The following is a 14,141-nucleotide window of genomic DNA, read 5'->3' on the forward strand; positions in this document are numbered from 1 at the left end:
GAACCGGGGCGGGTGTGCGGGGAGTTTACACAGCGGCCGCCGCGGAAACGCCATCGTGACGCCGCCGCCCCCGCTCTGACAAGGCGGCCGCCCTCCCCCGCGCCGAACGAGCGGTTCGCAACGCCTGCACCGTGAAGATCACGGGGTACAGTCGTTCGTGATACCACAGCTTGGCGAAATAGAAGCCGATCGGGCTGGGCGACGTCCATTCGCCCGACTCCACCTTCTCTAGTAACCACCGCACCCCCGCCCAAGGTTCCGGTCGTTCCGGGACGAGGCGGAGCAGAATCTCCGCTGCGAGCGCCGTTTCCTCGACGGTCGACGGGCAATCCTTCGCCCCGCCCCACCCGCCGTCGGCGTTTTGGACCGACAGCAGAAAGTCGATGCCCTTCCCGCAGTGCACCCCGTCGGCGGCGAGTTCCCGATCCACGTCCGCGAACGCCGCCAGCACCCGAGCGGTGCCGTAGACGGGGTTGATGTCGTCCGGGGCGTGCTGATTGCCGAACCAGAGAGGGAGCCAGGAGCCGTCAGGGCGTTGCTGTTTGCGGAGGTAGGCGAAGCCGACATCACGAAATCGTGATTGCCCCCTGTGCCAGCCGATTCCGCAGTTATGCCACCGATTCTCAGGGCGGAACTGGCCATACGCGGCGGCAACCGCTTCATAGGGTGTGCCAACGACAGCACGCAACGCGTGAGCCGTGAGGTCCGGTGCGCTGCGGTCGAACGGCAGCGTGCCCCACCCGCGGCAGAATGTCGGCACGCCGCCGTCGCGGTTCTGAAGGTTGAGCAACCAACCGATTCCCTCTCTGAGCGCCTCCGCTTCGCCGTCGCCGTCAGGCGGCGCGCTTCCAGAGCGACTCGCGCCGCCTGACGGCGACGGCGAAGCGGGGGACGCCGAGAGCGAGTGCAACGCCAGCACCGCCCCCGGCGTGTCGTCCGCGTCGGGCACGCCGCCGGGGAGGTCGGTCCACGCCCAGCCGCCGGGGGCGGCTCGCGTGTAGGGGTGCACTTCGCGGTACTGCTGACCGAGCAGCCAATCGCGGATCGGCGGGCGGGCCTCCTCCGGCAGGTCGTCGCCGAGGGCGTTCACGGCGAGCGTCGTCACCCAGGTGGCGAGGTTCGTATCGATCGGCCAACTGCCGTCCTCGCGGACGTTGCCGGTGAGGAATTCGACGCACTTTTTCGCCACCGGGTGATCGGCCCGGCCGGCGGCGGAGAGACTCATCAGCACGAAGCCGGTCAGCGGGGCCGCTTCGAGGAATCCGCCGTTGGACGGTTGGATCGATTCGAGCCGGTTCATCACCCGCGCAACCGCAAGCGATCGCAGTCCCCGCAGGAGCGGATTGCGGCTGGGCTTCTTCACATGGCGAAGCTGGCCGATCGCGATCAGGGCCGGGAGGGCGTAGCTGACGACCGGCAGGCGGATCGAGGCGTAGAACCGCGGGGAGAGCGCCGCCAGTTCGAAGGGCAGCGCCGTCACCTTGCTCCACGGCACCAGCCCGGCGAGGGCGCTGTGGGTCAGGATCGGTACGCTGAAGGTCTTGTCCTTGCCGTACCGCTTGACCACCGCGTCGAACCCGCCAGCGGCGTCGAACCAGCGCCGGGCGTCGGCGACGACTTCGTCCCGCTTCGCCCGGTTCTCCGTGGGAACGTTCCAGACCGACAGCGTCGCCATCGCGAGGGCCGTCGTGGAGACGTTCGTCTTCGATTCGACCGTGTCCCCCCACCCGCCGTCGGCGTTGCGATGGGCGAGCAACCAGACGCAGGCGGAATCAATGTGAGCCCGAAGCGCAAGCGAGGGGATCGACGTCGCCCTTGGTTCCGCGTCCGCCATGCTGTCGGAGGTCGCGCCCCTCGCTTGCGCTTCGGGCTCACGGGCGAGCGAATACTGATGCAGGGCCATCGCCGCGACGGCGGTCGACAGAGCGCTGGTGGAGAGTTCGCCCTCCCAATGCCCCGCGTCGACGCGTTCGCTCAGCAGGTGGGCGACCGTCGCGTCCGTCGCGGCGTCGAGGCGTTGCGGGTCGATGCTGTCCGTCGCCCCGCTCACAGGGCCAGCGCGTCCAAACCGTCGAGCATCGCGTCGAGGTCGTCCTTCACGCGGTTCTCGAGGCCCTGCATGCCGACCGAGTCGCGGCCGTCCCGCAGCAGATGCACGTCCCGCTCGGCGGCGGCCTGCTTGAGCGGGTCGGCATCCGCGGCGCCGAACAGTTTAGAGAGGTCGATCTTAAAGTCGCCGGCGCCCTCGCCGTCCGCCCCGGCGATCGCGGGCGTTTTGTGGCCGGGGAACACGATCGCGTTTGCCGGGCAGACCCGACTGCACGCGGGACAGCCCTTCTTGCAGCTGTCCTGCTGTTCGACCAGTACGTCCCCGTCCCCATCGACGCCGTAGACGCCGAACAGGCAGAAGTCGACGCACTCCATGCAGTTCGTGCAGCGGTCGTAGTCGATGACCGGATACCACCGGCGGGTCGTGGGTTCCTCAAACGTCGTCGGCGAGCGGGGGGCGTCCGCCCCCTGAGGCTCTGATGTGGCGATCGAACTCGAACGCTCAGGGGGCTGACGTCCCCCGCTCGCCGGTCCCAGGCTCAACCCCACCGTCGGCACGCTGCGTTCCTTGGCGATCCGCCGGATCTCCGTCAGGTACTCCTGCGGGTCGTCGCTGTCCCGCAGATCGAGGCAGTACAGCGAGCGGCCGGGGGCGTCAGGGCGAGAACCCGGCGTGGCTTCCTCCTCTTCAAAGCCGTGCAGCAGCGAGACACCGAACCGGCCGCGGACGTCCTGCCGATCGAGCGTCCAGAATGCTGCCCGCGGGAACAGCCAGCTCAGCACGATCGCATCGCCGGGCACGCCGCGGAGGTACAGCAGGCCGGGATGATCGGCGGCCATGTCCACGAGATGCGGGACCAGAGAGAGATCAATCTCCGGGTCCATCAGCAGTTCGGCGGCGAGGGCCTCCTCCAACGCCTGCTTCGCCGGGTTCTTTCCCTGCGACTGCGACAGCACGACGGTGAGTTTGCCGGCCATGGAGGCTCGCGGAGGGTGTGGGGGGATTGGGGCGGCGATAGGTTCGGGCAAATTCCAAGACCAAGAGATCAAGAACCAAAGATCGAGGTCGTTGCGATCAGCGGAGCGTTTTGGTTGTTGATCTCTTGGTCTTGGAGCTTCCCCCTCACGTGTTCGCCTGACCCTTGATGATCCGCTGGGTCGTCTCCCAGACGCCGCCGAGGTGGTCGACGTATGCGGCGGCGTCCAGCAGCGGGGCGGCGGTGGCGAACTCGTAGAGCCAGCCGCCGCCGTCCTCCGCATCATACCCGGCCGCGTTGATGACCGAAGGGTCCGCCAGCGGCGCCGGGTTCAACGTGACGATCGTGCCGGCCGCCGGGGGGTGCATCGAGGAGAGCGCCTTGGCGCTTTCGATCTCCCCGATCGACGCCCCGGCGTCGACGGTTTGCCCTTCGTCGACGTTCCAATCGAGGAAGTACACGTCCTGCAGCAATCGGCGTGAATAGGCCGTGAAGCCGACGCGGTAGATCGGTTCGCCGCCCTCCTGCCGATCGGTCGTCAGCAGCCACAGATGATTGCGGCAGTAGGCGCGGTCGGTCGGGAACTTGGCGAGGAACTCGCCCATGCGGAAGGTGGGCAGTTCCTCCCCGACAGACGGGTCCTCTGGGGACGCGTTCTCAGCAAGCGGAGCGGCGTCGGCGGACAAACGGCGTGAACCGAACGGGGGCGGGACGGATCAGTAAAGACCCGCCCCCCGCACGCCGCAACCGCCCGCATGGCTCGGAAGTCTCGGAACCGAATGCCGGATTGGTTCATTCAGCAGGACCGCTCCCCGCCCCGCTGCGAGCTGTGCCGGCACGAGTACGCCCGGCCCAAGCTCACGAAACACCACCTCGTCCCAAAGTCCCGCGGGGGGAGAGAGACCGTGCTGCTCTGCAAGCCGTGTCACAACACCGTGCACGCCACCTTCACGGAGAAGGAACTGGAACGCGACTACCCCACGATCGAGGCGTTGAGCGACGCGGAGGAACTCCAGGGCTGGATCCGCTGGATTCGCAAACGCAAACCGGGCAAGAAGATCCGGGTGCGGTAACGCCGAGGCCCCGCGGAGCCTCGGCGTTAGGGATTACCCGATCGAATCGAAGCCGCAGTAGGGCTGCAACACCTCGGGGATGCCGATCGATCCGTCTTCGCGCTGGTTGTTTTCCAGGAGGGCGATCAAGGCCCGGCTGACGGCGATCGCGGTGCCGTTGAGGGTGTGCACGAGGTCGGTGCCCTTCGCCGGTTTGCCCTCCTCGTCGGTCCGTTTGACCCGCACGTCGAGGCGGCGGGCTTGGTAGTCGGTGCAGTCGGAGCAGCTCGTCACCTCGCCCCATGATCCCTTCTGTCCTGATCCGTTGTCTCGGCCGGGCATCCAGGCTTCGAGGTCGAACTTGCGGTACGCCGGGCCGCCGAGGTCGCCGGCGGCGATGTCCAGCACCCGATAGGGGATGCCGAGGCCGGTGAAGATCTCCTCTTCCAACGCCAGGATCTCGCCGTGCATGCGGCCGCTGGCGCCGAGATCGGCGGCGGTGAAGGCGAACAGTTCGACCTTCGTGAACTGATGCACGCGGTACAGCCCGCGGGTCGCCTTGCCGTAGGCGCCCGCCTCGGTGCGATAGCAGTGCGAGACGCCGGCGAGCTTCAGCGGCAGTTCGTTCGGCTCGAACGTCGTGCCGGCCCGCATGCCGCCGAGGGTGATCTCCGCGGTGGCGATCAGCGACAGATCCGTGCCCTCGACGCTGTAGATCTGCGTTTCCTCGCCCCGCGGGTTGAAGCCGGTGCCGCGCAGCACCTCCTCGCGGGCCAAGTCCGGCGTGGTGTGCGGGATGAAGCCGGCGGCGGTCGCTTTCTCGATCGCATAGCGGACCAGCGCCAGCTCCAGCAGGACCGCTTCCCGGGCGAGGAAGTAGAACCCGGCGCCGGTCGTTTTGGCGGCGCTGGCGAAGTCGACCAAGCCGTGCTTCTCGCACAGTTCCACATGGTCGAGCGGCTCAAACTCGAAGTTCGGCTTCTCGCCCTCCTCCCGCAGCATACGGCCGTCGTGCTCGCCGCCGTCGGGGGCGTCGGGGTGCGTGAGGTTGGGAATGAGAGCCTGAATCTCCCGCAGTTCTTCCTCGACCGCGGTTAGCTCCTCCGCGGCGGCGGCGACCTCTTTCTTTAGTTCGCCCGTGCGGGCGATGAGGGTCTGCCGTTCCTCCGGCGACGCCTTGGGGATGCCGGCGCCGGTCTCTTTCTGCTCGTGCTTGAGCGTTTCGGTCCGCTGGATCAGCTCGGACCGTTTGTCTCGCAGAAGCAGGAGACGCGGCAGGTCGACGTCCACGCCGCGGCGCCGGTTGTTGGCGACGACGGCGTCCGCGTTCTCGGCGATCAGATTGAGGTCCAGCATGCGGGAGAATCTACCCCCGCTTCGCCGTCGCCGGTAGGCGGCGCGATCCCAGCGCAACGCGCGCCGCCTACCGGCGACGGCGAAGCGGGGCGAGTCACGCCTCTTGCGCCAGTTCCCACATCAGCCGGGCGCTGGCGAGGGCGCCGCGTTGGAAGGCATCCAGCGAGAAATGCTCGTCCGGGCTGTGCAGGCCGTCGCTGCTCAGTCCCCAACCGAGCAGCAGCACCGGGCAATTCAAGGTGTTCCCCAAGCTCCGCACGACCGGGATCGACCCGCCGCCGCGGATCATCACCGGGGGGGTGCCGAACGCCGCTTCGATCGCCCGCTTCGCCGCTTCGAACGGCGGGGTGTTCGGTTCGAACATCACCCCCGGCGTGCCGTGATAGGGCTTCACCGCGACCGTCACGCCCGCCGGGCAATGCCGTTCGATGTGCTGCCGAACCGCGGCGAGAATCACGTCCGGATCCTGATCGGGCACGAGACGGAACGTCAGCTTCGCGGAGGCCTTCGACGGCACGATCGTCTTCGGCCCCGGGCCCTGATAGCCGGCGGTGATGCCGTTCACGTCGCAGGTCGGGCGGGCCCAGCGGCGTTCGAGCGTCGTCCAGCCCGCCTCCCCCGTCAGCGCCGGGGAGCCGGTCGCGGCCAGGAAGCCCTGCTCGTCGAACGGCAGCGCCGCCCACGCGGCACGCTCCTCGGGCGTGAGATCCCGCACGTCGTCGTAGAACCCGTCGACCGCGACGCGGCCCTCCGCGTCATGCAGCGAGGCGAGGATCGTCGCTAAAGCGTTCGCCGGATTGCGCACGCTGCCGCCGAACAGGCCGCTGTGCAGGTCGGCCTTCGGGCCGGTGACCGTCACCTCGCACGCCGTGATGCCCCGCAGGCCGTAGCAGATCGCCGGGACGCCCTCGGCGAACTGGCTGGTGTCGGAGATCACCGCGGCGTCGCAGGCCAACTCCTCGCGATGCGATTCGAGGAAGGCGTCGAGGTGGTCGCTGCCGACCTCTTCCTCGCCCTCGATGACGAACGTCACGTTCACCGGCGGCCCGCCGTGGGTCGCGTGCCACGCGGCGACGGCCAGCGGGTGGGTCAGCATCTGTCCTTTGTCGTCCGTCGCTCCGCGGGCGTAGACCTTGCCGTCCCGCACCGTCGGTTCGAAGGGCGGCGTCGTCCACAGGTCCAGCGGATCCGGCGGCTGCACGTCGTAGTGCCCGTAGACCAGCAGCGTCGGGGCGCCGTCGATTCGCGGGGATTTCGCGAAAATGATCGGGTGGCCGGGTTCCTCGGCGGAGCCGGTGTCGATCAGCTCCGCGGTACAGCCGGCGTTGGCGAGGAAGTCGCGGACCCACTCGGCGGCGGCCCGGCAATCGCCGCGGTGGTCCGGGTTCGCGCTCACGCTGGGGATGTGGAGCAGCTCGAACAACGCCTCCCGGTTCGCCTCCGCGGACTCGGCGAGGCGGGCGGCGACGGGGGCGAAGTCAGGCATGGCACAGGCGAGCGGGGGGCGTCAGCCCCCTGAGCTTCCCGATTGCCCCAACGCATGCAACGACGGGGCGTGCGACGACCAGGGGAAACACAGCGGGCTGACGCCCGCCGCTCGCCTCGCCTCGCTTCAAATCGGCACCACGTCCGACGAACTATCCGTACCGATGTCCCTCACGGTCGTCACGTCGTCGTGATCGCCGTTGGTGGGCGCCGGGTCGGCAACCGGCGGACCGGGCGGGGCGATGGAGATCACGCCGCTCTGCGAGGGATCCTGAAAGACCGTCACCCGTTCGAGCTTGTACCCCACGTCGCCGACCCGCAGCACGTCGCCGGGGGAAAGCGGCGCCTCGCGGGTCACCTTGCGATCGTTCACCCAGGTGCCGTTCAGACTGCCCAGATCCCGCACCCGCACGCGGCCGCTGGCCTCCGCGACGCAGCAGTGACGACGGCTGACCTTGGCGCTCCCCTTGGGCGACACGTCGCAGTCCGGGTGACGGCCGAAGAACAGCACCGGCCGATCGAGCGGCACGGAGCGATTCACGGGACGGCCCCCGTCGGCGGGCGGCAGCGGATTGAAGACGAGACGCACGGGCGAACGCGGGCCGGACGGAGGACGGGAGATTCTAGCACGCCCGACGACGATCGGTCCGCATTCCTCAATGCCTAAAGCCTGAATGTTCGCAAGAACGTCTGCCGGTTTGACGGTCGCTTGCGGTTTCGCGGGCGCTCCGGCTCTCCCGTGCGCCGCAAAGCCGCAAGCGATGCACAGAGCCGGCAGATCCGCCGCGAGCTGATCGAGGCTCAGGAACCCGCCTCGTCCAAGGCGTCGATCTTCGCGGCGAGGATGAAATCGTTGTCGGTCAGCCCGCCCGCGGCGTGGGTCGTCAGCACGACCGTTGCGTGGCGGTACCCGGTCAGGTGCAGGTCCGGGTGATGTCCTTCCGCCTCCGCGAGGTCCCCGACCTGATTGAAGAAGGCAAGTCCCTTGGCGAACGTCCCGACGTTCCACTGCCGGCAGATCGCGGCGCCGTCGTCGGTCGTGTCCCACTCGTCCAGCAGCTCGATTCGTTCCGCGACGGCCTGCTCGGACAACGTCGGCACGCCGCCCTCGCACGGCACGCAGCGGCCTCCACGAAGCGATTCGACCGTAGGGGACTGCATCGGAGACGAAGTGTCGGACATGGGGAAAACCCGGGGGACGGGGAGTTTGCGGGGCGAATTCTGCGAATTGGCCCGGTTTCCGACGAACCTACCGTGATCGCACCGGGTAAGTCTGTCGTTCCAGGAAGCGTTCTTCAGCGTCTTCCGGGACAAAACTCTCGTCGCTTTCATCGTTCGCCGCTTCCAACCGCCCCGCTCATGACGCTTCGACCGCTCGCCGCAGCGCTCACGTTCGCGCTCGCTCCGCTGTTGTCGGTTTCGACGGCGGCCTCCGCCGCGGAGACCGGCGGCGAGGGCGTTCGCACCGGCGGAGATGCGGCGATCATCGCGGAGATCGACCGCCTCATCGCCCGCGGCTGGGAGGAGAACGGCGTCGAGCCGTCCCCCGTCGCCAGCGATTCGGAATGGCTCCGCCGCGTCTGGCTGGATCTCGGCGGTCACATCCCCGACGCCGAGGCCGTGCTGGAGTTCGACCGCAACCAATCCGAATCGAAGCGGGCGGAGCTTATCGAAGCGTTGCTGAACTCGCCGGACTACGTTCGCCACTTCAGCACCGTCTGGACGAACCTCGCCATCGGCCAGGGGCAGGTCGAGAACACCAGCCGTCTGGGGATGCGGCGGTTCTTTCGGAATGCCTTCGCCCGCAACGTTCCCTGGAGCGAGGTCGTCTTTGAACTGATCACCGCCGAGGGGCACTTCGAGGAGAACGGCGCCACGAACTTCCTGCTCGCCCAGATGGTCGACAACGACGAAGGCGTGCAGGCGACCGCCAAGGCGACCCGCCTGCTGTTGGGCATGCAGGTGCAGTGCACCCAGTGCCACAACCACCCGTTCAACGACTGGAAACAGGATCAGTTCTGGCAGTTCAACAGCATCCTGAAGAGTGCCCGCCGGATCGATCATGAAGAGTTCAACGAGCAGACCGGCCAGCAGGACTTCGTCTACGCAGAGTTGGTCCGCCGCCCGCTCGACGGCCCGGTGTTCTTCGAGAAGCGCTCCGGTCTGATGCAGGTCGCCTTCCCCGCCGCCTTCGGCGAAGTGTTCGGCGAGGGGATGGACACCGACCGCCGGACCGCGTTCGCGACCGCCCTCACCGGGCTGGAGCCGGACGACGAAGGCTTCCCGATGGCCAGCGAATCGGCCGAGGCCGTGACCGATCAGGTCGCCCGGGCCTTCGTGAATCGCACCTGGGGCCACTTCCACGGCTACGGCTTCACCCGGCCCGTGGACGACATGGGTCCGCACAACGCCCCCAGCCACCCGGAACTGCTGGACTACGTCACCGAACAGTTCATCACCCACGGCTACGACGTCCGCCGGTTGATCACCTGGATCACCCGTTCGCAGGCCTACCAGTTGACCAGCAAAGAGACGCGGGAGAACGAAGTGGACGACCCCGCCGCCGGCGAGGTGCCGCTGTTCAGCCACATGGCCGTGAAGCGGATGACCGCCGAACAACTGTACGACTCCCTGCTGATCGCCACCGAAGCCCAGAAAGCCGGCAACTCCGACTGGGAATCGATCGAGGCTCAGAAGCGGGTCTGGCTCGGCCAGTTCATCACGGAGTTCGGCACCGACGACCTGACGGAGTCGACCACCTTCAACGGCTCGATCCCGCAGGCCTTGATGATGATGAACGGCGAACTGACCTCCAAAGCGATCTCCGCCGACGCCGGCAGCTACCTCAACCGCGTGCTGGGTTCGACGACCAATCCGGAGGAAGCCGTCACCCGACTGTTCCTCGCCTCGCTGGGCCGCAAGCCCAGCGGCAAGGAGAAGTCCGCCGCCGCGGCGCTCATCCGCGCCAGCGAGAAACCGATCTACGGCTACCAGGATCTGTTCTGGGCGCTGTTGAACAGCAATGAATTCGTCTTCGTGAAGTAGTGGAAGGGGCAAGGAGGGAGGCGTAAGGCGTAAGCGCCGTCTCCCATCCGCCCGATCGCCTGTCGCTTACGCCGCTCACTCTTACGCCTTACGCCTCACCCCTTTCGCCTTTCCGTCTCATGTTCGCCACCGACCAGACGTCCCGCCGCCACTTCATGCGGCACATGGCCGCCGGCGCCGCGACGCTCCCCGCGTTGCAGTTCCTCTCCCACCTCGAAGCGAACGCCCAGGAAGTCCGGCGTCGCGGCAAGGCGGTGATCCTGGTCTGGCTGGGCGGCGGCGCCCCCACGATCGACATGTGGGACCTCAAGCCCGGCACGAACACCGGCGGCGAGTTCAAGCCCATCGACACCAAGGGCGACTTGCAGATCTCGGAGCATCTGCCCAAAACCGCGATGATGATGGACGAATTGTCCGTCGTCCGCGCCATGAGCAGCATCGAGGCCGACCACATGCGGGGTCGGTACTTCATGAAGACCGGCTACCGCCCGGAAGTCACCGCGACCCACCCGGACTTCGGCTCGGTCGTCTCCTACGAACTGGGCACGCAGCGGCCGGAACTGGAGATCCCCGCGTTCATCTCCATCGGCGGCGGCGGCGGGCAGAGCGGCTACCTCGGCATGGCGCACGCCCCCTTCGAGGTCAGCTCCAACGGCCGCATCAAGAACGCCTCCCTGGATCGCTGGACCAACCCGCAGCGCCTCCAGAACCGGCTGGAGATGCTGGGCGTCCTCGAGCAGAACTTCATCAAGAGCGGTCGCGGCGACGCCCCCAAGGCGCACGCCGACGTCTACGACAAGGCCGTCAGCCTGATGACCTCCTCGCAGATGGACGCCTTCAAGGTCGAGCAGGAAGATCAGGCCACCCGCGACGCCTACGGCACCGCGCAGCTCGGCCGGAGCCTGCTGATGGCCCGTCGTCTGGTCGAGCGGGGCGTCCCGTTCGTCGAAGTCGGCTACGGCGGCTGGGACCTGCACAACGACGTGTTCAACTCCCTCGCCAACGACAAGCTGCCCACGCTGGACGCCGGCCTGTCGGCGGTCACCGCGGACCTCAAGCAGCGCGGCATGCTGCAGGACACGGTCGTCGTCTGCATGGGCGAGTTCGGCCGGACCCCGCGGATCAACCAGAACGTCGGTCGCGACCACTGGGCGCGCAGCTGGTCGGTGCTGATCGGCGGCGGCGGCCTGACCGGCGGCATCGCGGTCGGCAAAACCAGCTCCGACGGCATGCGGGTCGAAGGCCCGAGCTTCCTGCCGGGCGACCTCTGGGCGACCGTCGCCCAGGCGATCGGCATTCCACTGAACACGGTCCACACTTCGAAGACCGGCCGGCCGATGAAGCTCGCCAACGGCGGCCGCCCCATCGCCGAACTGATCGGGTAACCCCCTCGACTCGCCCCGTTTCGCCGTCGCCGATAGGCGGCGCGTTTCCGCGACGTTCATCGGCGACGCTGCGAGTTGATCCATGCCCGAACCCGACGAGCAATTCCTCCGCGACTTCACCGCGTCCCAGCGGCGGCTGTTCCTGACCATTCTGAGCCAGGTGGGCCGCCCGGCGGACGCGGAGGAGATCCTCCAGAACGCGAACCTCGCGATCTGGCGGAAGGCGGACACGTTCGAGCCGGGGACGAACTTCAATGCGTGGAGCGCCACCGTGGCGACCTACGAAGTCTTGAAGTGGCGAGAGAAGCGCGGTCGCGATCGGCTGCGGTTCTCCGATGAATTCGTCGCCGCGGTCGCCCGCGAAGCGGAGGCGGACCCCGGTCTGTGGGAAGAACGTCGTCGCGTGCTCGAACGCTGCGTCGAGAAACTGCCGCGGAAAGACCGCGATCTGCTGACCCGCCGCTACACCCCCGGCTCCGACGGCAGCGAGGTTCAGGGCAAGGAGGTCGCGGAGATGCTCGGGCGACCGGTCAACGCGGTTTACCAATCACTGGGCCGGATTAAAAAGACTCTGGCGGAATGCGTCCGCCGCGAACTGACTCAACTCGGCGCCCCGACGACGGGGATCGCAACGTGAACGCTCCCCCGCCCGCCGCCATCCCGTCGGATCTTGCCGACGCCCTGCATGCGTTGCAGGAGGACCGCCTCGACGCGGCCGGTTTGGCGACGCTCGAGCGTCGGGTGCTGGGCGACCCCGCCGCGATGCGGGCGTATCTGGATCTGACGGCAGTCCACGGGGCATTGGCGTATGACGCGGGGACGCTCTCCTCGTCGGCGCTTCCCGCGTTGACGCTGGCGAAAGAGCCGGCGGCGCCGAACGCGAACCGTTGGCGGTTGCCGCTTGCCCTGGCGGCCTCGCTGGCGTTGCTATGCGGCCTGACGTTCGTCCTCCGCCCGGGCGGCGTCCCCGAACCGGCGGACTTGGCGGCCACGGGCCAGGGTCCGACCGTCGATGGAGTCGAACCTCGTCCCTCCCCGGTCGAACCGGCGACGCCGGTCACCCCGCCGTCACGGCCGACACGGGAGTTCTTCCCGGAGGTCGCCGCCGTCCCCCCGGCGCCTTCGACGCCGGCCGACGGCCAAGCGGACGACCGGACGATCGCCGCGGTCGTTCCTCGCGGCGAATTGGTCGCGCAGATCGACGCCGCGCTCGCCCGGGGCTGGTCCGAAGCGGAAGTCGAACCGTCCCCCGAAGCGGAGCCGGGCGAGTGGCTGCGGCGGGCGTGGCTCGATTTCGCCGGCCACGCACCGACGCCGTCGGACGTCGATCGATTTCTCGCGGACGAGCGTCCCGATCGCCGCGAGCGGGAACTGGATCGTTTGCTGAGCGGGGACGCGTTCGCGTCTCATCTCGCCGAACGCTGGACGACGGCTCTCGTCGGCCGCGCCCCGCGTGAGGGCGTGGACCGATCCGGGCTGCGGGATCATCTGACCGATCAGTTCGCCCGGAACGTCGGCTGGGACTTCGTCGCCGCGGATCTGATCGCCGCGACGGGCGACGTGAAGCAGGCGCCCGCGGCGAATTTCCTCGTCGCCCATGTGAACAATCAGGCGGTTCCGGCGACGGCGGTCACGTCGCGGGTGCTGCTCGGCACTCAGGTGCAGTGCATGCAGTGCCACGACCACCCGCAAAACGGCGGGACGGAGTGGTCGCAGGAGCGGTTCTGGGAGTTGAACGCCTTCTTCAAGGGCACGGACGTCGTGCGGCGTCCCGCCTCCGAGGGCGGCCGGGTGGCCGCCTTGGAAGCGAGCGCCGAGGGCGGGCCGACGTTCTTCGAAGATCGTCGCGGGGTGATGAAAGCGACCTTCCCGAAGTTCGCGGGCGAAACGATCGAAGCGGCGGACGGACGCCGCGAGAAGCTCGCCGAGTTGCTGCTGTCCGACGACCGGCGGCTCCCCGCGAAGTCCTTCGTGAACCGGGCGTGGGCGCACCTGTTCGGCGCGGGGTTGGTGAATCCGGTGGACGACCTTGGCCCCCACAATCCGGCGTCGCACCCCGCGGTGCTCGACGCGTTGACCGATCGCTTCGTCGCCACCGGCTACGACGTGCGGGATCTGTACGCGACCCTCGCCGCGACCCGGCTGTACCGGCTCAGCGGGGCGGCGACCGATGGAAACGCCTTCGACACGCCGATCGCCGGGAAGATCCCGTTGTTCACGCGGTGCTATCCGAAGCCGTTGACGGTGGAGCAGACCTTCGATTCGCTCGCCGCGGTCTCCGGCCGCCCGATCGACCCGGCGGCCCGGGATGAGTGGGTCGCCGGCTTCGTCCGCCGGCAGGCGAACGACGAGAACTCCGAGGATCTCGCCCCCGTCACCGATATCCCCCGGGCGTTGGCGTTGATGAACGGAGAGGCGATGGAGGACGCCCTCGCCGTGGCTTCCAGCGGATCGTCCCGCTGGGCCGAGCCGGAGGATCTGGACGACGTGTTTCTCGCGGCGCTTTCCCGCCCCCCGACCGCCTGGGAGCGCCGCCGACTGGCCCCGCTGGTGCGGACTGAGAGCGGTCTGCAGGATCTGCGTTGGGCCTTGCTGAATAGCGGCGAGTTCGCCACCGTCCCCTGATCGGCCACGGCCGCCGACGGCGCGATCGACGGGCCTCGGAGTCCAGCGGCACGCCCCGCGAGAAGGCGACGCCGGAGCGGCGTGAGTCGATGTTTCACCGATTGGAGGGATGGGGTACAGTTCGCCCCCACTGCCCCAATCGGCGCAACCGCTCCAGCCGGTAAGTC

Annotated in this window: 12 protein-coding genes; 5 read left to right on the forward strand and 7 right to left on the reverse strand. The window is 68.2% G+C overall.

Annotation, left to right across the window (positions count from 1 at the left end; genetic code table 11):
* Nucleotides 1-25: 25 nt before the first annotated feature.
* The 3 genes from LzC2_RS06925 to LzC2_RS06935 form a co-directional block, all read right to left on the reverse strand.
* Entirely contained in the window at nucleotides 26-2,050 is a 2,025-nt protein-coding gene (locus LzC2_RS06925) for a prenyltransferase/squalene oxidase repeat-containing protein (protein WP_315854570.1), read from the reverse strand.
* Entirely contained in the window at nucleotides 2,047-3,027 is a 981-nt protein-coding gene (locus LzC2_RS06930; RefSeq protein WP_171185178.1) for an ATP-binding protein, read from the reverse strand. Before LzC2_RS06930 ends, LzC2_RS06925 begins: the two co-directional genes overlap by 4 nt.
* 145 nt (nucleotides 3,028-3,172) lie before the next feature.
* Complete coding sequence (locus LzC2_RS06935) at nucleotides 3,173-3,712, reverse strand: glycine cleavage system protein H (protein ID WP_246254831.1); 540 nt, start codon at nucleotides 3,710-3,712, stop codon at nucleotides 3,173-3,175.
* Between the two features lie 93 nt (nucleotides 3,713-3,805).
* Here LzC2_RS06935 and LzC2_RS06940 point away from each other — a divergent pair, with 93 nt between their 5' ends.
* The gene (locus LzC2_RS06940; protein WP_206678592.1) at nucleotides 3,806-4,099 is read left to right on the forward strand and encodes an HNH endonuclease; all 294 of its coding nucleotides are present in this window, start codon (nucleotides 3,806-3,808) and stop codon (nucleotides 4,097-4,099) included.
* A gap of 33 nt (nucleotides 4,100-4,132) precedes the next feature.
* On the opposite strand, the gene serS is transcribed toward LzC2_RS06940, so the two are convergent.
* The 4 genes from serS to LzC2_RS06960 all read right to left on the reverse strand — a co-directional run bounded on the left by serS (nucleotide 4,133) and on the right by LzC2_RS06960 (nucleotide 8,080).
* Complete coding sequence (gene serS, locus LzC2_RS06945) at nucleotides 4,133-5,434, reverse strand: serine--tRNA ligase (protein WP_171185181.1); 1,302 nt, start codon at nucleotides 5,432-5,434, stop codon at nucleotides 4,133-4,135.
* 94 nt (nucleotides 5,435-5,528) lie between these two features.
* Nucleotides 5,529-6,920 (reverse strand): dipeptidase, encoded by a 1,392-nt coding sequence (locus LzC2_RS06950; protein WP_171185183.1) that lies wholly within the window; start codon nucleotides 6,918-6,920, stop codon nucleotides 5,529-5,531.
* A 126-nt stretch (nucleotides 6,921-7,046) separates the two neighbouring features.
* On the reverse strand, nucleotides 7,047-7,460 hold the full coding sequence (locus LzC2_RS06955; RefSeq protein ID WP_174977607.1) for an FHA domain-containing protein: 414 nt from the start codon (nucleotides 7,458-7,460) through the stop codon (nucleotides 7,047-7,049).
* Nucleotides 7,461-7,720: 260 nt separating this feature from the next.
* On the reverse strand, nucleotides 7,721-8,080 hold the full coding sequence (locus LzC2_RS06960; RefSeq protein WP_171185185.1) for a 4a-hydroxytetrahydrobiopterin dehydratase: 360 nt from the start codon (nucleotides 8,078-8,080) through the stop codon (nucleotides 7,721-7,723).
* Between the two features lie 198 nt (nucleotides 8,081-8,278).
* On the opposite strand from LzC2_RS06960, the gene LzC2_RS06965 reads away from it, so the two are divergent.
* From LzC2_RS06965 to LzC2_RS06980, 4 genes are all read left to right on the forward strand, one after another.
* On the forward strand, nucleotides 8,279-9,964 hold the full coding sequence (locus LzC2_RS06965) for a DUF1549 domain-containing protein (RefSeq protein ID WP_171185187.1): 1,686 nt from the start codon (nucleotides 8,279-8,281) through the stop codon (nucleotides 9,962-9,964).
* 119 nt (nucleotides 9,965-10,083) lie between these two features.
* A complete protein-coding gene (locus LzC2_RS06970) occupies nucleotides 10,084-11,349 on the forward strand; it encodes a DUF1501 domain-containing protein (RefSeq protein WP_206678593.1) in 1,266 nt (421 codons plus the stop codon).
* A gap of 82 nt (nucleotides 11,350-11,431) precedes the next feature.
* Nucleotides 11,432-11,986: a sigma-70 family RNA polymerase sigma factor gene (locus LzC2_RS06975; protein WP_171185189.1), complete on the forward strand. Its 555-nt coding sequence runs from the start codon at nucleotides 11,432-11,434 to the stop codon at nucleotides 11,984-11,986.
* Complete coding sequence (locus LzC2_RS06980; RefSeq protein WP_171185191.1) at nucleotides 11,983-13,974, forward strand: DUF1549 domain-containing protein; 1,992 nt, start codon at nucleotides 11,983-11,985, stop codon at nucleotides 13,972-13,974. The genes LzC2_RS06975 and LzC2_RS06980 overlap by 4 nt, the downstream gene beginning before the upstream one ends.
* The last annotated feature ends 167 nt before the right edge of the window (nucleotides 13,975-14,141 follow it).

This window comes from Alienimonas chondri (assembly GCF_013036045.1).
GTDB classification, from domain to species: Bacteria; Planctomycetota; Planctomycetia; order Planctomycetales; family Planctomycetaceae; genus Alienimonas; species Alienimonas chondri.